Source organism: Pantoea sp. JGM49 (genome assembly GCF_018257655.1).
Taxonomy (GTDB): domain Bacteria; phylum Pseudomonadota; class Gammaproteobacteria; order Enterobacterales; family Enterobacteriaceae; genus Pantoea; species Pantoea communis.
The window spans coordinates 325518-351874 of sequence record NZ_JAERJM010000005.1; the positions used below are offsets into that span (position 1 = coordinate 325518).

General features: G+C 53.9%; 9 protein-coding genes. 7 read left to right on the plus strand and 2 right to left on the minus strand.

Annotated features, from left to right (window positions below; genetic code table 11):
• Positions 1 to 74: 74 nt before the first annotated feature.
• Both JK231_RS11825 and metK read right to left on the minus strand, forming a co-directional pair.
• Positions 75 to 1469, minus strand: a complete 1395-nt coding sequence (locus JK231_RS11825) for a sugar porter family MFS transporter (protein ID WP_097118057.1) — start codon at positions 1467 to 1469, stop codon at positions 75 to 77.
• 413 nt (positions 1470 to 1882) lie between these two features.
• A complete protein-coding gene (gene metK, locus JK231_RS11830) occupies positions 1883 to 3034 on the minus strand; it encodes a methionine adenosyltransferase (RefSeq protein ID WP_058959339.1) in 1152 nt (383 codons plus the stop codon).
• Positions 3035 to 3838: 804 nt separating this feature from the next.
• On the opposite strand from metK, the gene speA reads away from it, so the two are divergent.
• The 7 genes from speA to JK231_RS11865 all read left to right on the plus strand — a co-directional run bounded on the left by speA (position 3839) and on the right by JK231_RS11865 (position 26313).
• Positions 3839 to 5818: a biosynthetic arginine decarboxylase gene (gene speA / locus JK231_RS11835; RefSeq protein WP_072016983.1), complete on the plus strand. Its 1980-nt coding sequence runs from the start codon at positions 3839 to 3841 to the stop codon at positions 5816 to 5818.
• 718 nt (positions 5819 to 6536) lie between these two features.
• Positions 6537 to 7232, plus strand: coding sequence for an EAL domain-containing protein (locus JK231_RS11840; protein WP_211728609.1), 696 nt, complete (start codon positions 6537 to 6539; stop codon positions 7230 to 7232).
• Positions 7233 to 7542: 310 nt separating this feature from the next.
• Positions 7543 to 19671: an Ig-like domain-containing protein gene (locus tag JK231_RS11845; protein ID WP_211728610.1), complete on the plus strand. Its 12129-nt coding sequence runs from the start codon at positions 7543 to 7545 to the stop codon at positions 19669 to 19671.
• Between the two features lie 76 nt (positions 19672 to 19747).
• Positions 19748 to 21202 (plus strand): TolC family outer membrane protein, encoded by a 1455-nt coding sequence (locus tag JK231_RS11850; protein WP_211728611.1) that lies wholly within the window; start codon positions 19748 to 19750, stop codon positions 21200 to 21202.
• Positions 21199 to 23382, plus strand: a complete 2184-nt coding sequence (locus JK231_RS11855) for a type I secretion system permease/ATPase (protein ID WP_211728612.1) — start codon at positions 21199 to 21201, stop codon at positions 23380 to 23382. Before JK231_RS11850 ends, JK231_RS11855 begins: the two co-directional genes overlap by 4 nt.
• A complete protein-coding gene (locus JK231_RS11860; RefSeq protein ID WP_211728613.1) occupies positions 23379 to 24605 on the plus strand; it encodes an HlyD family type I secretion periplasmic adaptor subunit in 1227 nt (408 codons plus the stop codon). The genes JK231_RS11855 and JK231_RS11860 overlap by 4 nt, the downstream gene beginning before the upstream one ends.
• Before the next feature lie 724 nt (positions 24606 to 25329).
• A complete protein-coding gene (locus JK231_RS11865; RefSeq protein WP_058961876.1) occupies positions 25330 to 26313 on the plus strand; it encodes a KpsF/GutQ family sugar-phosphate isomerase in 984 nt (327 codons plus the stop codon).
• Positions 26314 to 26357: the final 44 nt, after the last annotated feature.

Sequence of the window (26357 nt, forward strand, 5' to 3'; positions counted from 1 at the left end):
GCACAAATGCGCACCTGACGAAACACACAAAAAAAGGGCCGCCAATCGGCAGCCCTTCGTATCGCTTATCGACCTTATTGCTGTCCGATATCGCGCAGTTTTTTGCCTTGCATCAGGTTGCGCTCGATGTGTTCCAGCGAGACGTTTTTGGTCTCTGGAATCAGCGCCACGGTCAGCAGGATAAAGAACACATTCAGACCTGCGTATACCCAGAAGGTCGGCGCGTTGCCCAGCGTGTTCAGCATGGTCAGGAAGGTGGCACCGACGATCATGTTGGCAATCCAGTTGGTTGCGGTCGACACGGTGATACCAAAATCGCGGCCTTTCAGCGGCTGAATTTCTGAACACAGTACCCAGATCAACGGACCGGCAGACATCGCAAAACCAACGATGAACATCAGCAGCATGGCGACAGCAAAGTATTGTGCGGAAGCGGAGTTGATGCCGATGTGCAGCATGGTACCGAGGATACCCATACCGGCAGCCATCACGATGAAGCCCAGCACCAGCGTCGGTTTACGGCCCCAGCGATCCACCAGGCCAATCGCAATAAAGGTCGCCAGTACGTTGACCAGACCGACAATGACCGTGCCCCACATCTGCTGAGTGGTATTGGCGAAGCCCGCAATCTCAAAGATTTTTGGCGCGTAATACATGATGACGTTCATACCGGTGAACTGCTGCATCACCTGCAACAGCACGCCCAGGAACACCGCACGGCGGAAGTTGCTGTTGCTCTGGAACAGCTGCCAGCCAGACTGTTTGATCTTCAGGCTTTCACGAATCTCATCCAGTTCACGTTTAGCTTGTTCGCTGGTATCACGCAGACGAGCCAGCACGCGTTCTGCACTGCGGAAATCGCCTTTCGCCGCCAGCCAGCGTGGACTGTTTGGTAGGAAGAATACGCCTACCAGCAGCAGCACGGCCGGAATGGTGATGATACCCAGCATCCAGCGCCATGCGCCTGCGTCACTAAATGCAGTGTCAGACAGATACGCGCCCAGGATACCGATGGTGATCATCAGCTGATACAGAGAAATCATGCTACCACGAATCTTTTCCGGTGCGATTTCAGAAAGATACAGAGGAGCAGTGTAAGACGCGACACCCACAGCCAGACCGAGTACTACACGTGCAGCAATCAGCATATCCGGGCTAACCGCCATGGCTGACCACAGTGAACCGATCACGAACAGAATTGCACCCGCCATCAGGCTCTTTTTACGGCCGAGATGTGAAGACATCCAGCCGCTACCAATCGCACCGACAGCCGCACCGAACATCATTGAGCTGACAATCCACTCTTGCTCATGTGCAGTCACGTTGAAATCTTTGGCGATGAAGGGCAGGGCACCAGCGATAACGCCGATATCCAGACCAAACAGCAGGCCGGCCAGAGCCGCTAAGAAGCAGACAAACATGGTCATCATCTTGTTCGACGTTCTGCTCTTATGAGTATTACCAGGCATAATGCCTCCGAAGTTTATCTATCATTGTTTTTATCAATGTTATGAAACCTGCCGACGGAAAAAAGTGAGGGCGATCACACCAGTGTAATCGGTTACACACACTGAAACCCTGCAATCCAGCATTTTCCGCCTGAAATAGTTACGTAACCAGTAAGGTATAGCACCCTTTAAGTTTCTGACATCTCTCTAAATATCGGCTATCAGACGACGCTGAAAATAACGCATTTTCATACGAATAACTACGCTGAAAATTCTCTAAATGACAGATTACAAAAGGTTTTCAAAATGTAATCGTTAACACTTTGTTGTAAACATCGAAAATGAAGTGTAGACGGCGGGAAAAAATGTGCAGGCTGGTTAGCGGGCATAAAAAAGCCCGCAATAAACGGGCTCGTTTTTGCAGGACGGTAAGATTACAGGCCCGCAGCCTCGCGCAGTTGAGCAGCTTTATCAGTCTGCTCCCACGGGAAGTGTTCGCGACCAAAGTGACCGTAAGCAGCGGTCTCTTTGTAGATAGGTTTCAGCAGATCCATCATCTGAATCAGGCCGTAAGGACGCAGGTCGAAGAACTCGCGCACCAGCAGGGTCAACTGCTCGGTAGGGACTTTCTCAGTACCGAAAGTTTCCACCATGATGGAGGTTGGCTCAGCCACGCCAATCGCGTAAGAAACCTGGATTTCGCAACGGTCAGCCAGACCAGCCGCGACGATATTTTTCGCGACATAGCGTGCAGCGTAAGCAGCAGAACGGTCAACTTTAGACGGGTCTTTACCAGAGAACGCACCGCCACCGTGACGCGCCATACCGCCGTAAGTATCAACGATGATTTTACGACCAGTCAGACCGCAGTCGCCCATTGGGCCGCCGATCACGAAGCGACCGGTTGGGTTGATATGGTATTTGGTACTGGCATTCACCCACTCTGCAGGCAGTACCGGCTTGATGATCTCTTCCATCACCGCTTCACGCAGATCGGCTGTCGAAATTTCTTCAGCGTGCTGAGTCGACAGGACAACCGCATCGATACCGACAATTTTGCCGCCATCGTACTGGAAAGTGATCTGGCTTTTCGCATCCGGACGCAACCACGGCAGTGAGCCGCTTTTACGCACTTCAGCCTGACGCTGCACCAGACGGTGGGCGTAGGTTACCGGAGCAGGCATCAGCACGTCGGTTTCGTTGGTGGCGTAGCCGAACATCAGGCCCTGGTCGCCCGCGCCCTGTTCCAGCGGATCGGTACGGTCAACACCCTGGTTGATGTCAGGAGACTGCTTACCAATCGCGCTCAGCACGGCGCAAGAGTTCGCATCAAAGCCCATATCGGAATGGACATAGCCGATTTCACGTACGGTATTACGGGTGATCTCTTCGATATCCACCCATGCGCTGGTGGTGATTTCACCGCCAACCAGCACCATACCGGTCTTAACGTAAGTTTCGCAGGCCACGCGTGCTTTTGGATCCTGTTCAAGGATCGCATCTAACACGGCATCGGAAATTTGGTCAGCGATTTTATCAGGATGTCCTTCTGATACGGACTCAGATGTAAATAGGTGTTTAGCCATTCTGTTCTTTACCTTACAAATGGTTTGAATTCGACTGCATAGCGTAAGTGGACCAGGCCGACTCGACGCCCCTTCAGGCAAAGCCGCGAGCAGTAGGGAGTATTGGCGTAATCGCCGACACCGCCTGGATGTTAACCAGTTTAGATGGAAAACCATCTGGACGGCTATTCTAGGTTACACAGTGAGCACTTTTCCAGTGCTTTTTCTGATTCCGCACGTTTACGCAAGTGAGCAGATGGAAGAAATTCCTGACACCTTCCACAGATCCCAGACAAAGATTTTGCTTTTTCACCCTGCAAACTGTATAAAACGCCGCTGCTGTCGACCACAGTACAAAAGGATGACGCCACCGCGCGTCGCGCCGTCAGAGCTGTTCTCTGATTTTCACCCAGGCCGTTTCTCGTTTGCTGTTTGCAGGCGTTGGAGGTGATAAAAGTAATGAACCACACTTCTCTTCTTTTCGGTTCACTGCGCTCAATGGGCGCACTGGCAATCCTTTCCCAATCCAGTCTTATTCTTTTCTCTCGTCGAAGTTTTGCACGTTGCGGTAATTATCCCGACACGAGCGCCGGCTAAGCTATTCCCTCATTTCTGTCGCTGTGTTTCACTCGTCTTAGGCGGTGAAAAGCGTTGGCTTTTGGCCCGTTTTTTACTGACTACAGCGTGGTGTTTTACACTTAGAGTCAGCAACGTGCACGGCAACCCGATAATCGGAGCTCAGCAGGATGGGGAAATGTTTACCCGGACTCACAACAGCAAGACCCGGCAACTGTTTCATATTTCAACGGAAAATTGAGGTTCGCGATGTCTGACGACATGAAGAATATCAAGGGTTCGTCAGCTGGCGAACAGGGTGTACTCCGCTCCATGCAGGAGGTGGCGATGAACGACCAGGAAGCGAGCAGAATGCTGCGTACCTACAATATTGCCTGGTGGGGTAATAACTATTATGACGTCAACGAGCTGGGGCACATCAGCGTGTGTCCGGATCCGGATCAGCCGGAAGTGCGCGTTGACCTGGCGAAACTGGTCAAAGAGCGTGAAGCCGATGGCCAGCGTCTGCCTGCGCTGTTCTGCTTCCCGCAGATTTTACAGCATCGCCTGCGTTCAATTAACGCCGCCTTTAAACGTGCGCGCGAATCCTACGGCTACAAGGGTGACTACTTTCTGGTTTACCCAATTAAGGTTAACCAGCATAAGCGCGTGATTGAATCACTGGTCAACTCCGGTGAACCGCTGGGCCTGGAAGCCGGTTCGAAAGCCGAGCTGATGGCGGTGATCGCGCACGCGGGTAAAACCCGTTCAGTGATTGTCTGCAATGGCTATAAAGACCGCGAGTACATTCGTCTGGCGCTGATTGGCGAGAAACTCGGTCACAAGGTTTACCTGGTGATCGAGAAAATGACCGAAGTGCGCCTGGTGCTGGAAGAGGCCGAGCGCCTGAACGTGATCCCACGTTTGGGGATTCGCGCGCGTCTGGCTTCGCAAGGCTCCGGTAAATGGCAGTCGAGCGGTGGTGAGAAATCTAAGTTCGGTCTGGCGGCGTCACAAGTATTGCAGCTGGTGGATATCATGCGCAAAGCCGGTCGTCTCGACAGCCTGCAACTGCTGCATTTCCATCTTGGCTCGCAGATGTCCAACATTCGCGACATCGCCACCGGTGTACGTGAGTCGGCGCGTTTCTACGTTGAGCTGGCGAAGCTCGGCGTGAACATCAAATGCTTTGATGTCGGCGGCGGTTTGGGCGTGGATTATGAAGGTACGCGTTCGCAATCTGACTGCTCGGTGAACTACGGCCTGAACGAATATGCCAACAACGTGATTTGGGCAATTGGTGATGCTTGTGAAGAGCACGGTCTGGAGCATCCAACCGTCATCACCGAATCCGGTCGTGCGGTTACCGCGCACCATACCGTGCTGGTCTCCAACATCATTGGTGTAGAGCGCAACGAATTCAGTACGCCAGTGGCGCCAGATGTCGATTCACCACGTCCGATTCAGAGCCTGTGGGATACCTGGCAGGAGATGCATGAGCCGAACGTCCGTCGTTCGCTGCGTGAATGGCTGCACGATAGCCAGATGGATCTGTTCGATATCCATACCGGTTACTCTTCCGGCACCTACGATCTCGGCCAGCGCGCCTGGGCAGAGCAGCTTTATTTAAGCATCTGTCACTATATCCAGCAGCATCTGGATCCAAGCAACCGTGCGCACCGTCCTATCATTGATGAGCTGCAGGAGCGCATGGCGGATAAGATTTACGTCAACTTCTCGCTGTTCCAGTCAATGCCGGATGCGTGGGGTATCGATCAGCTGTTCCCGGTGCTGCCGCTGGAAGGATTGAACAAGATCCCTCAGCGTCGTGCGGTGTTACTCGACATTACCTGTGACTCCGATGGCACCATCGATCACTACGTAGATGGCGACGGTATTGCCACCACCATGCCGATGCCAGAGTACGACATTGATAATCCGCCAATGCTGGGCTTCTTTATGGTTGGCGCGTATCAGGAAATCCTCGGCAACATGCACAACCTGTTTGGCGATACCGAAGCGGTTGACGTATTCGCTTTCCCGGATGGCAGCGTTGAAGTGCAATTGTCAGATGAAGGCGATACCGTGGCAGACATGCTGGAGTATGTGCAGCTGAACCCTAACGATTTGATGACGCTGTTCCGCGATCAGGTGACACAGCAGAAAGACATCGACGAAGAGCTGCGTGCACAGTTCCTTGAAGAGTTTGAAAGTGGCTTATATGGTTACACCTATCTTGAAGATGAGTAACGGTTAATACGCATAGCGGGCCCTGTACAGGGCCCGTTTTTATTTACCTGCCATTCTATTTTCTTATTCCTCTATTCTTTTATTCGAAGTGTGATGAAGATCACTCTCAATAAATGTTAATCATCCATTTATAACTCGCGCCTAAAATACGTGTTTTCTATCCCCTTCATTTTTATTCACAAAGCTAAATAACCGCTTCGCTTCAATCCCGAATATCCCTGCATTAGCTACTGATTTTGTAAGGATTGGATAGTTAATCTGTTATGTTTTCTTATCGATGTATAATAAAAATTTAAACATTAAGGATTGAATAGTCCCGCCAAGAAACTACATTTTTTGACGTCTTTTGGAACCATGTATTCCAGAACGGAAAAAATGAATTTTGCGATGTAATTATCTTTATCAGAAAAATTAAGAAAATTTTATACAATAAATTCAATGCGTTATTTGTTTTTGCATCCGTCAAGGCTGGTATTAACTTAAATTTTCCCAGGAATTATCCGATAATTTTGTGAAAGTAAAATAAGTTTAATATCAATATTGATAGATTTAAACGATTAAAGTGTGGTTGGATCTTTACTGAAATCTATTTTGCAAAGTGTAAATCCTACGTTAGGCTTCAGTTAACGCGTTAAGTTTTATCGATGTTTCCCTTACATCTCACATTAGTAATCCTGACAGCTCAGGAGTATCAGTAAGTTGCGGAAGGGACTGTGAAATGAGCAATCAACCTGAATACATTTTCTTGCTGGAACCCGTTCATGGTAAAGCCGGCGAGTTGATTGCATGGGAATTGTTAACCCGATTCTCAGATGATGCAGATATTAATAATAAACGTAACCCTTGCAGGGATGAGGGGTTCTTCAGTCGGCTTCCTGCTGACGAGAAATGGCAGTTATTCCTCCACCAGATCGGAAAACTTATTCAGCTATACCAGAAAGGGTTTGATCAGGTAGTCAGTGTAAATGTGGATAAAGATATCGTCGCCGGTATTTTTGAAGATGCTGAAATACAACAAAAACTGGCGAAACTAACGTTGTTGCGTTTAGAGATATCCGCCTTCTTTACCGCGCGGTTTAACAGCGCAGACCTGATGATATTAAAAGGTGTCGCGAAAGTGACACCAGCCCCTTTATGGCTTGATGACTTTGGTCCGGGTTATTCCAACCTGACCATGCTCCACAGCGGAATATTTGAAATCGTCAAGATTGACGAAAAGTTTTTTTGGCAATTTGGCGACGGTCACATTTTTGACACGCTGCTCAGCCACCTCAACCAATTATGCAAAGGCGTAATTGTTGAAGGTGTTGTAAGCCAATCACACCTCGATTTGCTGGCGCATAAAGCGATCTACGGTATGCAGGGCTATCACTGGCAGAGTGTCTATCTAAATGATTTTCTTAAGCAATCCTGAGTTTGTGCGGGTTCGGCCACTACAATCGGGGTAGAAAAAAAGTCTAAAAATGGGTTCATTGCATTCAATTTGATTTGTGCTCGCCCAATGGAAAATAAAGGCATTTCCCCCTTTGTTCCGCTGAAAAATAAACCCAGCCCATTCCCAGGATGGAGGCTTAACTCGGCTCAGCGCGATTTCATCATGAGTTTGTATGAAATCGACCAAGAGAAGAAGTGAATAGTCATCTGGATTATTCGCCATTGAAGCCGGTATCTGCGGATACCGGGCGTTTTTATGGAATTTAATAACTGCGCGGGATTTCGATAAAATGAATAATATCTCTATCACTCCTAAAGGTGGGACAGTAGCCTCTGAAGTTAGCGGCTCTCAAGTCAATTTAACTGCGCCAAGCGTAGTTAAACTTCACCTTAATCAATCAGATATTAAGTCTTTCACACGCAATGGTAATGATTTGGTCGTCACCACAAAGTCTGGTGAAGTCGTTGTTATTCATAACTTTTACACCGCAGCTGGCGATAGCGATTTGGTGCTGCAGGACGACAAAGGCGCGCTGTGGTGGGTCGAAGATCCGGGCACTGATGGCTTCCAGTACGTCAACATCGACAGTACCGAAGGGCTGTTAGCTGAAAACACCACCAATGACGGCACGATTGCCGCCTTCGGTATCGGTGGTGCGGCGCTGGCGGGCTTGGGTGCGATGTTTGCTGGTTCATCGGGCGGCGGCGGCGGTAATGCAGCGGTCGATGATGGAAATACCGGCGGCGGCGACAATGGCGGCGGGAATAACGGCGGCGGCAACAACGGTGGGGGTAATAACGGCGGTGGCAACAATGGTGGTGGTGACACTACTGCACCGACTGCTGCGACCAACTTAACGCTTACCGACAATGTTGGCGCGATTCAGGGCGCGATTGTTAACGGCGTCACCACTGACGACAATACTCCGACGCTGACCGGCACCGCAGAAGCGGGTGCTACGGTCAGTATTTACGATGGCAGCACACTGCTTGGAACCGTCGTGGTGGGAGCTGATGGCAACTGGAGCTTCACTTCGCCTGCGTTGGCTGAAGGCCAGCATAGCTTTACCACCACGGTGACGGATGCGGCCGGCAATACCAGCGGCTCCAGCGATCCGATCACGTTTATCGTGGATACCGTTGCACCAGTTGCGGCTGCTGGTCTGGTGGTCAGTGATGATGTTGGCGGTACGCAAGGCCCATTAACCGCTGGCTCGACTACCGATGACAATACCCCGACTATCAGCGGTACTGCTGAGCCGGGCACCTACGTTAGCGTGTATGACGGCGCCACACTGCTGGGCACCGCTACCGTTGGGGCGGACGGCACCTGGAGTTTCACCACGCCAGCCTTGAGTAATGGCGCGCACAGCCTGACTGTGACGGTTACCGATACGGCGGGCAATGTGAGTGCAGCCACAGATCCGTTTAACTTCAGCGTGACGGCGGATCTGCCTCCAGCAACCTCCACGTTGGAAATCAACGATGATAACGGTCCTGCGCTGGTTCCGCTGACCAATGGTGCTTACACCAATGACAACACTCCGGTGCTAAGTGGGCTTACCACCGCGGGAGCCGTGGTTACCCTGTATGACGGTGCAGTCGTGCTGGGCAGCGTGGTAGCGGGTACGGATGGGCAATGGGTCTTCACGCCCGCCGCACTGGCTGACGGTTCACACGCCATTCATGCCACTATTACCGATGCCACAGGGAATAGTACTTCTTCTGTCACTATCACCATCAACATTGATACCGTTGTCCCTGATACCGCAACAAATTTGGCATTGGATAATAATGACGGAAGCACCCTTGTGCCGATTGTTCCCGGCGACGCGACCAACGATAGCACCCCATCCCTTAGCGGGACCGCAGAGCCCGGTAGCGTGGTCACCGTGCGTGATGGCGATACCGTACTCGGTTCAGTCACCGTCGGCGGCAATGGCAGTTGGACTTTCACCAGCCCAACGCTGACGGATGGCGCGCACAGTCTGACTGCCACCGTGACTGACCGTGCGGGTAACGTCAGCCCTGCTTCAGAGCCACTGACCTTCAGCGTGGATACGGTGGCACCCGCGGCAGCCAGTGAGTTAGTGGTCACAGATAATGTCGGTGAGGCGACGGGCCCCCTGGCTTCAGGAGAGACCACCGATGACAATACACTGGATCTCTCAGGCCAGGCAGAGGAGGGTTCTGTCGTTCGCATTTACGATGGCTTAACTCTGCTAGGTTCTGTTACCACAGGCGTAGGAGGTTCATGGAATTTCACTACTGCGCCGTTGACCAATGGTAGTCATAGCCTGACCGTCACCGTTACCGACGCAGCAGGTAATGTCAGCCAAGCTCCCCCGCCATTTGAAGTCAATGTTGAAGCGGATTTACCTCCAGCAACCCTTACGCTGGAGGTGACCGATGATAGTGGAAACACCCTGGTGGCTTTGGCTGATGGCGCCAGTACGCAAGATACCACTCCGGTATTGAGTGGTTTGGCCGTTGCCGGGGCGGTAGTGACCTTAATCGACGGGAGCACCGTACTGGGTTCCGTGATAGCCGATAGTGATGGGCAATGGACCTTTACGCCGGATGCTTTGCCTGATGGTCCGCATGCCTTCCAGTCCAGCTATGTCAATGCCACGGGTAACACCATTGAATCTGATGTCATTACTGTCACCATTGATACCGTTGCGCCTTTACCCGCATCGGGCATCGAGCTTCGCAATGATGCCGACGTTCCGATCGCAGACGGTGGCTCAACCAACGACACCACACCACAACTTAATGGCAATGCCGAACCGGGCAGTACCGTTACTGTCTCAGACGGCACAACGGTATTAGGCACCACAACGGTCGGTGAGGATGGCACATGGACTTACACCCTGCCTCCTTTGACCGATGGTCCACATAACATTACCACCACCGTGACTGATCCGGCAGGTAATACCAGCCCGGCATCCGATCCTATTGCCGTTGTTATTGATACGCTGCCCCCTGCGGCCGCGGAGAATGTCCAACTGAGTAGCGATCTAAGCGGTACGCTTGTTCCTGTCACGACAGGGGCAACTAACGACACCACACCGGTGTTGAGCGGTACTGCTGAAGCGGGTAGTACGGTGACCATTTCTGACAACGGCACGCTGCTGGGTACCGTCACGGTCGATACGAATGGGAACTGGAGCTATACCCCAACGCTGACACCGGGCGATCATAGCCTGACCACGGTCGTGACCGATCCCGCGGGGAATACCAGTTCTGCTTCAGCGCCGATCAACGTCAATGTTGATACCACTGCACCTGAGGCGGCCTTTGATATCCAACTGAGTAATGATCAGTCAGGAACTGCCGTACTGATTACGGGTGAGACTACCAACGACAGTACCCCGGTAATAAGTGGTCGGGCTGAACCGGGCAGCACCGTGACGATATCGGATGGCAACACCGTATTGGGTTCAGTCAGTGTCCGTCCCGATGGGAGCTGGAGTTACACCACCTCTGCGCTGGCGGAAGGGACCCACTCCCTGACCACAACGGTGACAGACCTGGCCGGTAATACCAGTCCGGCCTCCGCGCCTGTCGCCATTATCATTGACGTGACAGCGCCTCTGGCCGCAACGGATGTCTCATTGGCAAATGACGATGGCGATGCCATTGTCGTCGGCGGTGCGACCAACGACACCACGCCGGTGTTGAGTGGTAGCGCTGAGCCAGGCAGTACGGTGAATGTATTGGATGGCACCACGATAATCGGCACAGCGACGGTTGGAGAAGATGGCAACTGGACCTTCAGCTTTGAGCCAGCATTGGCGGCAGGCGAACACAGTCTGAGCGTCACCGTGACCGATCCCGCAGGCAACACCGGTCCAGCCTCCTCGGCAATCAACTTCACCATTGATACTACGGCTCCGGATGCGGCGATCAATCTTCAACTCAGCAACAATGAGGGCGGTGCATCAGTTGCTATTGTCAATGGTGGTGCGACCAATGACACCACGCCAGTGTTGAGCGGTGCAGCGGGCAGCGCCGAACCGGGCAGCATTGTCACGGTTTATGATAATGATGCTGTGACGCCTCTGGGCACCACGACAGTCGCAGCAGATGGAAGCTGGAGCTTCACTTTGCCAGCGCTGGATGCGGGTGAGCACAGTCTAACCGTCACCTTAACCGATCCGGCAGGTAACGTTAGTGATCCGTCTGAATCCTTTGCTTTCTCTGTCGACCTGACTGCGCCAGACGCGGCGACAGCGATTACCCTGGCGAACGACGGGGGCACGGCGATTCCTGCAGGGGGCGCAACGAACGACAGCTCACCGGTATTGAACGGTGCTGCGGGTAGCGCGGAAGCAAACAGTGTCATCACGGTATCGGACGGTCTGAACGTGTTAGGTACCGCAGTTGTGGGTGCCGATGGTAGCTGGAGTTTTACGCTTCCAACGTTAAGCGACGGTGCCCATAGCCTGACCACTACCGTCACAGACCCTGCTGGCAACGTCAGTGAACCCTCTGTAGCAATTGGCTTTATCGTGGATACAGTTTTACCTGACGCCGCGTCGGATTTGGTATTGAGCAGCGATCAGAGCGGTGCGCCGGTGGCGATAACGAATGGCACCACTAACGACACTACGCCAGTATTAAGCGGCACCGCTGAGGCAGGTGCGACGGTGACCGTTTACGCTGATGGCGTAGAACAGGGCAGTACCATTGTGGGTGATAACGGTACCTGGACCTTTACTTCAGATACGCCACTGGAAACGGGAGAACATCGTTTCACCACGACCGTCACCGATCTTGCCGGAAATATTGGTCCGGAATCCGCTCCTGTTACCCTTATCATAGATACCACGGCGCCAGACACGGCCATCAATCTTCAGCTTACGAATGATCAGGGCACCACGCCGGTAACGATCACTAACGGCGGCGCGACCAATGACACTACGCCTGTATTGAGTGGGAGTGCATTGGCAGGCAGTGTGGTGACCATATCGGATGGGAGCAACGTGTTGGGTTCAGTGGCGGTGGGCGCGAATGGCAACTGGAGTTATACCCTGCCAGCGCTGGATTCTGGCACCGATCATAGCCTGACGACCGTGGTCACCGATCCCTCAGGTAACCGCAGTGAGCCCTCTGCACCGATAACGTTTAGTGTCGATACAGAGGTGCCGGATGCGGCTCTTAATCTCGCTCTGGCAAACGATTCCAGCGGCACTGCCATCCCAGTTGCTGCGGGTGGCGTAACGAACGACAATACCCCGCTGCTGACCGGAACCGCTGAGGCGAACAGCACGATCACGGTCTCAGACGGCGATACCCTTCTCGGCACAACGACCGCTGATGCAAATGGTGACTGGAGCTTCACGCCTGCACTCACTGATGGGGCTCACAGCTTGTCTGTCACAGTGACGGATGCGGCGGGCAATACCAGCGTGGCAAGTGCACCGGTCACGGTCACTATTGACACCGTGGCGCCGTCCATCACTAACCTGGCGTTAAGCAATGATCAGGGCGATACGCCTGTGGCTATCCCCAGCGGCGGACTGACCAATGACAGCACGCCCGTGGTCAGCGGGTCCGCTGAGGAAGGCACGGTCATTACCCTCACCGAAGGCACGACGGTATTGGGCCAGATCACGGTGGACGCGACGGGCAACTGGAGTATTGCTGTCACCAGCGCACTATCAGAGGGTCCGCACACGATAAATATCACGGCACGGGATCCTGCCGGTAATACCAGCGACCCTTATACGCTCAGTGTCGAAGTAGATACCACACCTTTGCCTGCGGCTACAGGCATCATCCTGAGCACCGATAACGGCACAGCGCCTGTCACCAATGCTGAGGGCACATTCACCAGCGATAGCACACCGCTGCTATCAGGCTCTGCGACAGCAGGTAGTATTATCAACGTTTATAACGGTGACACGTTACTGGGCACCACGACGGTAGGCAGTGATGGGGCATGGACCTTCACTCTGCCAAATTTGACGGATGATACTTATACGCTTTCCGTGCGCGTTGTGGACGCTGCGGGTAACCTCAGCCCTGCAACTGAGATCACTTTCACCGTGGATACCGACGTTCCCCCAGTCGCCACTTTGCAGGTTTTCAATAATGACGGTACGACCAATGTTGAAGTGCAGGCAGGCGGTTCCACCAATGACAATACCCCACTGCTGAGCGGTACGGCAGAAGCAGGCAGCCTTGTCATCATTTATGATGCCAATCAGTTGGCCCTGGGTTCAACGATTGCTCTGGATGACGGCACATGGAGCTTCCAGTCGCCAATTTTGTCAGAGGGAGCGCATACCCTGACGGCAACGGTGACCGATGAAATTGGTAATGTCAGCAGCCCTTCAACCAGCTTTACAATCAGTGTGGATATCACGGCGCCAGAGCCTGTTAGCGCTCTGCTGGTACAAAATGATGCCGATCCTGACGCCCCTGTAACCCTGACTAACGGTGGTGCGACAAACGATACGACCCCTGCGATCAGTGGCAATGCAGAACCGGGTAGCACTGTATCCATTATTAACACCGCAACGGGTGAAATATTGGGCACGGCAGTGGCTGATGCGGTGACAGGGGCCTGGGTTTACACCACCACCACCGCCTGGGCTGAGGGAACTTACAATCTGGGGATTGTGGCCACCGATAATGCGGGCAATGCAAGTGCTTCCACCAACTTTACGCTCACCATTGATAATACCGCACCGGATGTCGGGACGTTCACCGTCAGCAACAACAACGGTGCCAATCCTGTCGGCATCCCCGTGAACACGACCACAAATGACAGCACGCCCGAACTGCGCGGAACCGGAAGTGAAGCCGGTGCCATCATCGCCGTTTATTCCGGTGATATCTTGGTAGGATCAGCGGTGGTCGCTGAAGACGGTACGTGGAGTGTAGTGACCAGTGTACTGAGTGAAGGTCCACAAACGCTTTCCGTAACGGCCACTGATGCCGCCGGGAACAACTCTGCAGCATCCACCTATACACTGAGCGTGGACACCCTCGCCCCAGAGGCGCCTGCGGGTCTTACCGTGACAGATAATGTCGGCGATACAACCGGCGATCTTCTGAGCGGCGCGACCACCGATGACAATTCGCCTGCGTTCGGCGGAACCGCGGAACCGGGCAGCATTGTTTCGGTTTATGACGGCACCGCCTTATTAGGCACCGTCATTGCTGACGCAACAACAGGGGCATGGACGTTCTCGCCCGATGCATTAAGTAACGGCCTGCACAACTTCACCGCCACGGCAACCGATGCGGCGGGCAACGTCAGCCCTGCGGCTCCACAGCCTGCTTTTGAGTTAAACATTCAGGCAGATTTGCCTCCGGCGACCAGCACGCTGCAAATCACCGATGACAGTGGTTCAACATTGGTGGCGCTGACTGACGGCGATTACACCAGGGACACCAGCCCGGTACTGACAGGGTTAACAACAGCCAATGCCGTGGTCACTATCCTGGATGGTTCAGACGTATTGGGTTCAGTCACTGCATCCGCTGACGGTCAGTGGACCTTCACCCCTGCGTTAGACCAGGGTGAGCATGTTCTTTCAGTGACCGTTGTGGATGCGCAAGGCAATGATGGGACAGGAGCAGGTCCTGTTACGATCAACGTGGACAGTATTGCACCCGATGCGGTGGTTAATCTTGTTGTCAATAACAACAACGGTTCAACGCCAGTCGTCATTGGTGAAGGAACGTCAACGAATGACAGCACGCCGCAACTGACAGGCACAGCGGAAGCAGGCGCAATTATCACCGTTTACGATGGTGCGAACATCATTGGCACTACTACCGTAGATACGGAAGGCTTGTGGAGTTTCACCACGTCAACGTTGACCAACGGAGCGCATGCCCTGAGTGTTACGGTGACTGACCTGGCTGGCAACATCAGTCCGGCGTCAACCTCAGTGAATTTCATCGTGGATACCCTCGCACCAGCGGCGGCGACCAATCTCGTGGTCACCAACAATGACGCCACGCCAAATACGGTCATACCAAACGGTGGCTCAACCAATGACAGCACCCCGTTACTCAGCGGTCTTGCGGAAGCCAACAGCACCGTTACGATTTATGATGGTACCACCGTGTTAGGCACGGTCATTGCTAATGGCAGCGGTAATTGGTCTTACAGCCCAGAGCTTGGGGAGGGGACACATGTGCTTAGTGTCCGTGTCACGGATGCCGCAGGTAACGTCAGTGGTGCATCTGCTACCGCTACCGTGATTGTTGATACCCTTCCTCCGGCTCTGACCCTTGCTCTAAGCAATAATAATGGTCCTACCGCCATCCCGATCGCCAACAATGGCATCACGAATGATGCCACCCCGGCACTGAGCGGCACCACCGATCCTGGCAGCCTGGTGATTATTCGTGAGAATAACGTCGTGGTGGGTTCAGTTACCGCCAGTAGCACCGGGTCATGGAGTTATATCAGTGCTGCTCTCGCTGAAGGGCAACATACCTTTAGTGTGACCGCAACGGATCTGGCAGGAAACGTGAGTACAGCGGCGACCGTGACAGTCAACGTCTCCCTGACGGGACCTGCGCCAGTGACGGACCTGATTGTGACAGATGACGTGGCGCCGGTGACGGGGCAGTTGACCAGTGGTGCGACCACCAATGACAGCACGCCAACCTTGTCAGGTACTGCCGGTGTAGCCGGTAATGTCGTCACTGTTTACGATAGCACCACAGTGTTGGGTACCGTGATTGCCGGGGCCGATGGCGCCTGGACATTTACCACCGCAACCCTCACTAACGGCGCGCATTCATTGAGTGTCACCGTGACGGATGCCGCAGGGAATACCAGCAGCGCAACCAACTTCCCTCTCATCGTCGATACCGTCGCACCGACCGCTACAACGCTGGTGGTCACCAATGACACCACGGGGATGGTTGTGCCAGCGGGCGGGGCAACCAATGACACCACGCCAACCTTAAGCGGGGTGGCGGAAGCGGGCAGCCGTATCAGCATTTATGACAACGGGGTCTTGCTGGGAACCGCCACTGCGGGCACCAACGGTGCATGGAGTTTCACGACTGCGGCACTCGGCGCAGGCAGCCATCCGCTCACAGCGACCGTGACCGATGCGGCAGGTAACGTCAGCGGCTCAACGGCGGCGACGGTCACCATTGATACCACCGCACCGGGCGCCGTCACGGTTGCAGCCAGCAACAACAATGGCTCAACACCGATTGCCATCTCCAACGGCGGCAGCACCAATGACAACACGCCAGCGCTGAGCGGCACTGCAGAGGCGGGTAGTATCGTTATCGTACGTGAAGGCAACACGGTGCTAGGATCAACGACGGCGAGCAGCAGTGGAGCATGGAGCCTCACCAGCGCCACACTGACTGACGGCACGCATAACCTGAGCGTCACGGCAACGGATGCGGCGGGCAATGTCAGTACGCCAACCCCTATCACATTGACCATTGATACAGGCGTGCCGGTCGCGGCCTCCAACCTGACAGTGACCAACGACAGCGTGACGCCTAATGTTACCGTGTCCAGTGGCGGGTCAACCAACGATAGTACGCCAGTGCTCAGCGGCACCTCGGAAGCGGATGCGATTGTGACGGTGTATGACGGCAACACGGTACTGGGTTCGACTACTGCCAATGGATCCGGAGCCTGGAGTTTCACACCGGCTACTGCCCTGACCAACGGTAGCCATGCTCTAAGCGTGACGGTGAAAGATGCCGCGGGCAACGTCAGCCCAGCCTCTGGCATCTACACGGTGATTGTGGACACCATCGCACCAACCGCCACCACGCTGGTGATTACCAATGATATTACCGGTGTGGTAGTACCGACAGGCGGTTTAACCAATGACACCACACCAACCCTGAGCGGTGTGGCAGAGGCGGGCAGTCGTGTCAGCATTTATGATAACGGGGTTCTTCTTGGTACCACGACGGCGGGTACCAACGGAGCCTGGACCTTCACCACAGCAGTGCTCGGTACGGGCAGCCATCCGTTGACCGCAACCGTGACGGATGCAGCAGGGAATGTCAGTGGCACCACCAGTGCCACAGTCATCGTGGACACCACGGCACCCTCTGCTGTGAGCCTGATTGCCAGTAACAACAATGGCAATACACCCGTCACGATTCCAAACAATGGTGTCACCAACGACAGTACACCACTGTTGAGCGGAACCGGTGAGGCGGGTGCGCGCATCAGCGTCTATGAAGGCACTACGCTGCTGGGTACTGCGACGGTTGCCAGCAACGGAAGCTGGAGCTTTGTCACTGGCACCTTAAGCAACGGTACGCATACGTTGAGCGTGACTCAGACCGATGCAGCGGGCAACGTGAGTCCGGCAGCCTCAACCACGCTGCTTGTTGACACTGTGGCCCCATCAGCCAGTACGCTCACGATTATTGATGATGCCGGTACAACGCCGGTCACCCTGGCTAATGGCGCGTATACCCGTGATACCACGCCAGTACTGAGTGGCACAGCAGAAGTCGGTGCAGTTGTGACTATCTTTGATGGCGCAACGGCGCTGGGTTCGGTCACGGTAGGGGCAGGGGGCACCTGGACATTCACCCCCGCGGCACTAAGTAATGGTGCTCATACCCTGAGCACCACGGTGACCGACACTGCAGGGAACGTCAGTACAGGGAATACCACGGCAACGGTCAATGTTGATACCGTCGCCCCTGCGGCCGTATCGGGTCTGGCGATTAACACCGCGGGTACGGTGGTGACGGGTAGCGGTGAAGTGGGCGCTACCGTCACCGTCCGTGATGCAGGCGGTGCAGCTATAGGAACAGCGACCGTAGGTACGGGCGGCACATGGTCAGTCTCACTCACTACTGCGCAAATCACCGGAGCTACCCTGTCAGTGACTCAGACGGATCGGGCAGGTAACGTTTCAACCAGCACACCGTTGGTCGGTGCCATTCGTGTAGTTGCCACAAACGACACCAATGAGGTGGATTACAGTACCACACAAGGCACCATCAATAATGGCACGACCAGTGTTTCGCATGTGGCGCTCGCCAATGTCGGTTTAGGAAGCGTGTTGAATGCGACTGTCTTGTCGAACGGTAACGCCTATGTGTTCTCGGTAGGGCCGGAAGATACCCGCACCATCACGTTGAACGGTTCTGTGGGCGGCATCAGTCTGATTTCAACTTACTCTCTGTATCTGTACGAGCAGCAGACGGATGGGACCTGGTTGTTGATCCAAACTAACGGCAGTTATCTGTCAACGGGATTGATTTCACTGGGTACACAAACCGGTGCCAACATCACCTACAGCAATTTGGGCACGGGCAACTATGCAGTAGTTATCGGTTCAAACGTGAGTGTGGGCGTGTTGCCGACCACCACTATCAGCACAGTATCGGATATCACTACGCTGGCGGTGACGGTTGCGGCGACGGTCACCGGGAACCTGTTAACGAATGACACCAGTTCGATTGCAGGAACGATACCCACTGGCACCACGGTAACCGCCGTCTCAGGTAGCGCAGTTTCCTCAAGTGGAAACACTGTTATTAATACCACCTACGGTACCTTAACTATTGATTATCATGGTGATTATACCTATACCCTGAAGGCGGGTCTGAACATTGATACCTTGCCAACAGCCGATACCTTCACTTACTCGGTGAGGGATGCGAGTGGTGCAGTCACCTCTGCCACCTTGACCGTGACTCTGCATAACGGTGCGGCAACGTCGATCACCGTGAGCACTCTGGTTGCTGAAACCACCTCTGCAGAGCATGACGCCAGCGGCAGTATTTATGGTGATTCCTCTGCCACGCATACCGGAACCTTAAGTTTCACTAATGAAAATGGCGATCTTACTACCGTGAGCAGTACGGGTACCACCTCGGTTGCGGGCGAGTACGGTGTGCTCACTATTGCCGCCAATGGTAGCTACACCTATAACCTGAATGCGAATGTCGAGGGGCAAAACATTCTGCATAAAGAGGTATTCACTTACACGCTGGCAGCAACCGATGGCACCATCACCACCCACTCGTTCACCATCGATCTACACCCGACCATCACGGGTACGACAGGCGCTGACACCATCACCGGCGGTGCCTACGACGACACCATCACCACCGGTGCCGGCGCAGACACGCTGGTATACCACCTGCTGGCGACTGCGGATGCCACTGGTGGTAACGGGCACGATACCTGGACCGACTTTAATGTTGCGCAAGGCGACAAAGTTGACATCAGTAACTTGCTCATTGGCTGGAATGATTCAACAAGTAATATTAATGATTTCGTCAAAGTAGATCATACTTCTGATGGCAATACCGTGCTCTCAATTGACCGTGATGGTACAGGTACGGCGTACAGCAGTACTCAACTGGTCACGCTGGAAGGCGTCAACGTATCTCTGGAGGAACTGCTGCAACAACCGCACCAAAACACCACGGCTTAACGGTGTAAATCAAGCAGGGAAGCAGTATGGGCACAGGGATGTGCCCCTTTCTTTGTTACTGACTGGTGGATTATCGATGGATTTGATGCAATCAGGCGCTCCAACTCGCCGTTATTCTAAGCTCAGCGTCTTCTGTGCGGGCATCGCTTTATTTCATTGTTCTCAACTTATGGCTGCCAGTGATGCGCTCAACTCGGCCAGCCGAATCACCTCCGCAGGCCTGGCGCAACAGCAGCAGGATCTGCCGTCATTAACCGGTGAAGTGGCCGAACCCGCATTGGCTCACGTCCCGGATTCACTCACGATTAACCAGGCCGTACAGCGTGCCATTCAGTGGCATCCGGATATCGCGCAGGCGGTGGGGAAAATGCTGGAACAGGCCAATCAGGTGGATGTGGCGAAAGCCAAATATTATCCGCAGATCAGCGGCGGGATGAACAACGGCTACAGCAATGCTTATACCGAGAAGGGCTTTAGCCCATCGTTCGTATTGTCGGTTTCGCAGATGCTGTATGACTTTGGCAAAGTCAGCAGTTCGGTGCGATCCGCTGAAGCTGGCGTGGCGATGGAACAAGCCAACGTGCTGGTGAGTATTGATACGGTGGCACATGACACGGCTTCCGCGCTGGTGGAAGTGCAGGGCTATCAGCAACTGGTGAAAATTGCCCAGCAGCAGCTCGATGCACTGAGCAAAATTGGCGATCTGGCCCGTCAGCGAAATGATGAAGGCGCGGCTTCGCTCTCCGATGCCACGCAAACTGATGCGCGTATTGAAGGGGCGCGCACCACGCTGATTCAGTATCAGGCCAACCTCGATCGCTGGCGTGCCACGTTGGCGACCTATCTCGGTTGGCCGCTGGTGAAGAAAGTGAATGAGGACTTTCCGGTGAACCTGACGCGCTCCTGCGCGGTGGGTAAAGCGGATGACAAACTCAACCCGGCAGTGCTGTCGGCATGGGCACAGGCCAATCAGGCACAGGCAAAACTGGATAATGCTAACGCGCAGAACCTGCCAACGATTTCGCTGGAACCCCAGGTCACGCACTACCTCAACAATCACTACTCCGGCAGTGAAACGCTCGATCGCACTCAGTATCAGGCTTTCGTCAAAGTGGAGATGCCGATCTATCAGGGAGGCGGGATCACTGCCGCGCGTGACGCCGCTGCCAACGCCTTGCAAGCGGCCAACGCGGCCGTCAACTCCGCGCGCCTGAAAGCACGGCAGCAACTCAGTGAATCGCAAAGTGCAGCCCTTAGCTTGTCGCAGAGTCTGGCGATTATGGGGCGGCAACAGAGGCTGGGTGAGAAAACCCAGCAGCTCTATCAGGATCAGTATCTGCAACTCGGCACCCGTCCGCTGCTGGACGTGCTTAACGCCGAGCAGGAAGTATTCCAGACCCGTTTCACCCTGCAGCAAACCATCAGTCAATTACGATCGTTGCAACTCGACTGCTTATACAGCACCGGGCATATCCGATCGGCGTTCGCTTTGAATAATCAGCGGATCCAGAATGTGGAGATCCAGCCATGACCCAATTACAAATTCCCGATGCCCCGAATGGTGATACCAGCAGTGGTGCCGACGGTCACGTTCCGTTAAATGGATGGGCGACGGCGATCATTCAGATCGCCACACATTATCGTTTGCCCTGTTCTCCGGGCATGATTATGGCCGCCGCCGAATGGCAGGGTAAACAGACGCGTGACAAAGCGTTGCGCCATCTGGCGCGTCAGGCTGGTTTATCGCTACAGCTTTATGAAGAGAATAAATGGGAAATCACCAGCTGGCGTTTGCCGCTGGCGGTAGAACTGAACGATGGGCAAGTCGGTGTTATCACCAGTTTTGACGGTGATGATGAAGTGCGCGTACATTTCTCCGGAGATGAACAACCCACCCCCGTCGCGCTGGCAACGTTGCTGCCTGAAATCCGCTTCGCCGCCGCATTACGCCCGGTAACGGCCGCCAAAGACAGCCGTGTCGATCGTTATCTGGCAACCGTAAAACCCAACTGGCTGATGAAGCTGGTGCTGCACGATATGCGGCCTTACGGCCATGTCATGCTGGCCTCCTTCCTGATCAATCTGATGGCGCTGGTCGGCATTATCTTCTCCATGCAGGTGTATGACCGCGTGATCCCCGCGCAATCTTATCCCACGCTGTATGTGCTCTATATCGGCGTCATTATCTCGGTGGTGTTCACCTACATATTGCGAGTCGGCCGCGATCACGTCACCGACTTACTGGGTAAGCGCGCTGACATGCGTGTATCGGATCGCGTGTTTGGCCATGCGCTGCGGCTGCGAAACAGTGCGGTGCCGCGTTCGACTGGTACCTTTATTTCGCAGCTGCGCGAGCTGGAATCGATCCGTGAGATGGTGACTTCAACCACCGTCTCCGCCATCGTCGATATGCCGTTCTTCCTGCTGTTCCTGCTGGTGATGGCGATTATCGCTCCCCAGCTGGCATGGATAGCGCCCATCGCGGTGATTTTGATGGTGCTGCCAGGCCTGTTCAGCCAGAAAAAACTGGCGAAGCTGGCACAGCAGGCGATGAAAGAGTCCACGCTGCGTAATGCGGTGCTGGTGGAGAGCGTGCAGGGGCTGGAGGATATCAAGCTGATGCAGGCAGAAGATCGCTTCTTGCAGCAGTGGAACAGCTACATTCGCATTACCGCGCAATCCGGCGTTGAGATGCGAAAAGTCATGCATTCGTTGGTCAGTTGGGGTGTGACGGTACAAGGTCTGGTGTATGCCAGTGTCATCGTAGTGGGTGCGCCAATGGTGATCAATGGCGATATCTCTACCGGTGCGATTGTGGCGGCATCCCTGCTTTCCTCTCGTATGATTGCCCCCATGGCAACACTGTGTGGAGTGCTGGCGCGCTGGCAGCAGGTGAAAGCCGCCAAAATCGGTCTGGATGCGTTGATGAATCTGCCGGTGGAAAACAGCAAAGATGAAACACGTATCCATTGCCCGGTGCTGTTTGGCCATTACCAGTTCAATGATGCGATGTTCCGCTATTACAGTGATTCACTCACCGTCGCACTGCGTATTAAAAGCCTGACGATCAAACCGGGTGAACGTATTGCCGTGCTGGGTCGCAACGGTTCGGGCAAGTCAACCTTGTTGCAAGCGATGATCGGCGGCATGGATCTGGTGGGCGGTGAACTGCGTATGGATAACCTCAGCTTGCCGCATATTGATGTGTCGGATGTGCGCCGCAACGTGGGTTTAATGACGCAAAACGCACGCCTGTTCCACGGCACGCTGCGTGAAAACCTGACAATGGGCGCGGCACACGCCACCGATGACGCCATTTTCGGTGCATTAACCGTCAGCGGTGGTGCTGACTTTATCCGTCGTCTGCCGCTGGGGCTGGATCATCCCATCATGGAAGGTGGCGTGGGGTTATCGGGAGGGCAACGGCAATCACTGCTGCTGGCGCGCATGTTGCTGCGCGATCCGAACATCATTCTGCTCGATGAACCGACCGCTGCGCTCGATGATCATACCGAGAAAGAGTTTATCGAGCGTTTAGGGGCTTGGCTCAATGGCCGCACCTTAATCGTTGCGACTCACCGTGCAGCGATCCTTGCATTAGTGGATCGCGTGTTGGTACTCAAAGATGGGCAACTGGTGATGGACAGCCCGAAAGAAAACGCGCTGCCGCCACCGCGTGCGGGTGGTAATCCACCGGAGGTGCACTCATGATGAAGCAACTCCCCGGCAAACTGCGACTAGTCACCGCAGCAGAAGTCAATTCCTCTGACGATCTATTGGGGGAACTCAAATCTGAGACTCACTACACCGGTGCGGTTAGGCTGATCACCATCAGCGCCGCGTTGATCCTGATATCGCTGGTGTGGGCCTGGTTTGGCGTACTGGATGAAGTCTCAACCGGCACGGGCAAAGTGATTCCGAGCTCACGTGACCAGGTGCTGCAATCCTTAGAAGGCGGCATCCTTACCGAGCTTTATGTGCACGAAGGCGATCGGGTGAAAGCGGGGCAGGTGGTGGCGCGTCTTGATGCCACGCGCTCGCAATCCAGCGTGGGTGAAAGTGCGGCGCGTTATCGTGCGGCACTGGCAGCGGCCTCGCGCCTGAGAGCCGAGGTCAACGACGATCCCCTTACGTTCCCCAATGAGCTCAAGGCTTATCCTGATTTGATTGCCTCCGAGACGCGGTTGTATAAAACCAAACGCGCCCAGCTTAATGACTCGACAAAGCAGTTCAAAGAGTCGCTGGCGTTGGCAAACAAAGAGTTAGCGATCACACAGCGACTGGCGAAAACCGGCGCCGCCAGTAGCGTTGAAGTGTTGCGTTTGCAGCGCGATAAATTGGATCTGGAGCTGAAACTCACCGACATGCGCTCGCAATACTATGTGCAGGCGCGTGAGGAGCTGGCAAAAGCCAGTGCCGAAGCGGACAGCCTGGCTGAGGTGATCAAAGGGCGTGAAGATACGGTGACACGCCTGACCATCCGTGCGCCGATGAATGGCATCGTGAAAAACATCAAAGTCTCCACGGTCGGCGGGGTGATTCCTCCCAATGGCGAACTGATGAACATCGTGCCACTCAACGACCGTCTGCTGATTGAGGCGCGCCTGTCACCGCGAGATATTGCTTTTATCCATCCCGGCCAGCGTGCGGTGGTGAAGATCTCGGCCTATGACTACGCGATTTATGGTGGCATGAACGGCGTGGTGGAAAGCATTTCACCGGATACTATCCAGGATGAGGTGAAGCCGGAGATTTACTACTATCGCGTGTTTATCCGCACTGATAACGACTACGTGCAGAACAAAGCCGGTAAGCGCTACTCGATCAGTCCGGGGATGGTTTCTACTGTCGATATCAAGACCGGCGAGAAGACCATCATGGATTATCTGGTGAAACCGTTTAATAAAGCCAAAGAGGCGATGCGCGAACGTTAATCGCACAATCTCGATGTTTAAGGGCCGCCGTTGAGGAGTCAACGGCGGCTTTTTTGTGTCAGTTAGTCAGGTGACTTAAAGGAAATTGATGTTTTATTAGTGTGTGAACCGGTGCCATTTTGCAAGACGATGTCATTTTTTATCCAGTATCAGCGCTAACCTGTTCGCCAAATCTAATGCTGAAAGGATGCAGCTAACCAAGGCCATTCTCAGGGAGTTTTCTCGGTTTTCTTTGACCTGATGGGTTGCAATGGTAATTACTGGAAGCTTTTTGACATTTTTAGAAAATTTTAGTGCGAATTAGTGAAGCGTGTTGGGGATTTGACTTAAACTTTCGTTAACTAGATGAATTAAAGCGTTTTATACCAGTATGTGCTTTTTTGTGGTTAAGAATTGACCGCTGAATAGGTAAGGGCTCAATAAGAATATGCTTAAAATTCTTGTGCCGCCTGTTGCTGTATGTTACATAGAGTGTCGAATTTCTATCCCTTGCTCACTTCAGATTTTTCCGTGAGCGTCGCAGTGAAAAATAATAAAAAGAGCTTACCTCACTACCCGTTAAACGGATGCCTATGCGCACGCCTTAACTTGTCACGCAGCGAGATAAACCGCCTGGATTCAGGTGGGATAGAACAGAAACGTTAACAAAATTAGCCGTCATGCTTCCACGATTTTGGGAGTGCGGCGATAGCATTTGCTAAACACCCCATGCAAAGGAACTGACATGAAGCAGGTTGTTTTTCAGGAGCAGCACAGTGGATTCATTGAGCCGCTGTTAATCGACTCAGTGCGTAAAACTCTGGCCGAACAAGGTGCCGCGCTGAGCAACCTTTCGCAGCAACTTGATAGCCAGCAATATCAAAATGCGCTGCACCTGATCATGAACTGCAAAGGCCACGTAATCCTCTCCGGTATGGGCAAGTCAGGGCATGTCGGCCGCAAGATGTCTGCCACGTTAGCCTCTACCGGAACACCCAGCTTCTTTATTCATCCTGCTGAAGCCTTCCATGGCGATCTCGGGATGATTACCCCTTATGACCTGTTGATTTTGATCTCCGCCAGTGGCGAAACCGATGAAATCCTCAAGTTAGTGCCCTCGCTGAAAAACTTCGGCAACCGCATTGTGGCGATTACCAATAACGGTGACTCCACTCTGGCTAAGAACGCTGATGCGGTGCTGGAACTCAACATGGAAAGCGAAAGCTGCCCCAATAATCTCGCGCCGACGACCTCCACCACCCTGACTATGGCAATAGGCGATGCGTTGGCGGTGGCGATGATTCACCAACGTAAATTCATGCCTGATGACTTTGCCCGTTACCACCCAGGCGGTTCGCTGGGGCGTCGTTTACTGACGCGCGTAGTGGATGTGATGCAGCGTGATGTGCCGACAGTAAATATCGACGCACCTTTCAAAACGGTCATTCAGAAAATCACCAGTGGCTGTCAGGGCATGGTGGTGGTCGAGGACGCAGCGGGAAATCTGGCAGGCATTATCACTGACGGTGACCTGCGCCGCTTTATGGAAAAAGAGGATGCGCTGGCATCTGCCACGGCTGAACAGATGATGACGCGTCAGCCGCTGACGCTGCCAGAAGAAACCATGATTTTTGAAGCAGAGGAAAAGATGCAAAAGCATCGCGTTTCTGCGCTTTTAGTTACCAATAAACTCAATAAGATCACCGGATTGGTACGAATTTTCGACTAGCCGGACATGAATGGGTGTGTCGCGCGGTGAGCCGCAAGTCGTAC

What these genes read in the sequence shown, in the direction of transcription:
- JK231_RS11850 (WP_211728611.1), top strand. Translation starts at nt 19,748, where the DNA reads ATGGATTTGATGCAATCAGGCGCTCCAACTCGCCGTTATTCTAAGCTC.
- speA (WP_072016983.1), top strand. Translation starts at nt 3,839, where the DNA reads ATGTCTGACGACATGAAGAATATCAAGGGTTCGTCAGCTGGCGAACAG.
- JK231_RS11825 (WP_097118057.1), bottom strand. Translation starts at nt 1,469, where the DNA reads ATGCCTGGTAATACTCATAAGAGCAGAACGTCGAACAAGATGATGACC.
- metK (WP_058959339.1), bottom strand. Translation starts at nt 3,034, where the DNA reads ATGGCTAAACACCTATTTACATCTGAGTCCGTATCAGAAGGACATCCT.
- JK231_RS11855 (WP_211728612.1), top strand. Translation starts at nt 21,199, where the DNA reads ATGACCCAATTACAAATTCCCGATGCCCCGAATGGTGATACCAGCAGT.
- JK231_RS11865 (WP_058961876.1), top strand. Translation starts at nt 25,330, where the DNA reads ATGAAGCAGGTTGTTTTTCAGGAGCAGCACAGTGGATTCATTGAGCCG.
- JK231_RS11840 (WP_211728609.1), top strand. Translation starts at nt 6,537, where the DNA reads ATGAGCAATCAACCTGAATACATTTTCTTGCTGGAACCCGTTCATGGT.
- JK231_RS11845 (WP_211728610.1), top strand. Translation starts at nt 7,543, where the DNA reads ATGAATAATATCTCTATCACTCCTAAAGGTGGGACAGTAGCCTCTGAA.
- JK231_RS11860 (WP_211728613.1), top strand. Translation starts at nt 23,379, where the DNA reads ATGATGAAGCAACTCCCCGGCAAACTGCGACTAGTCACCGCAGCAGAA.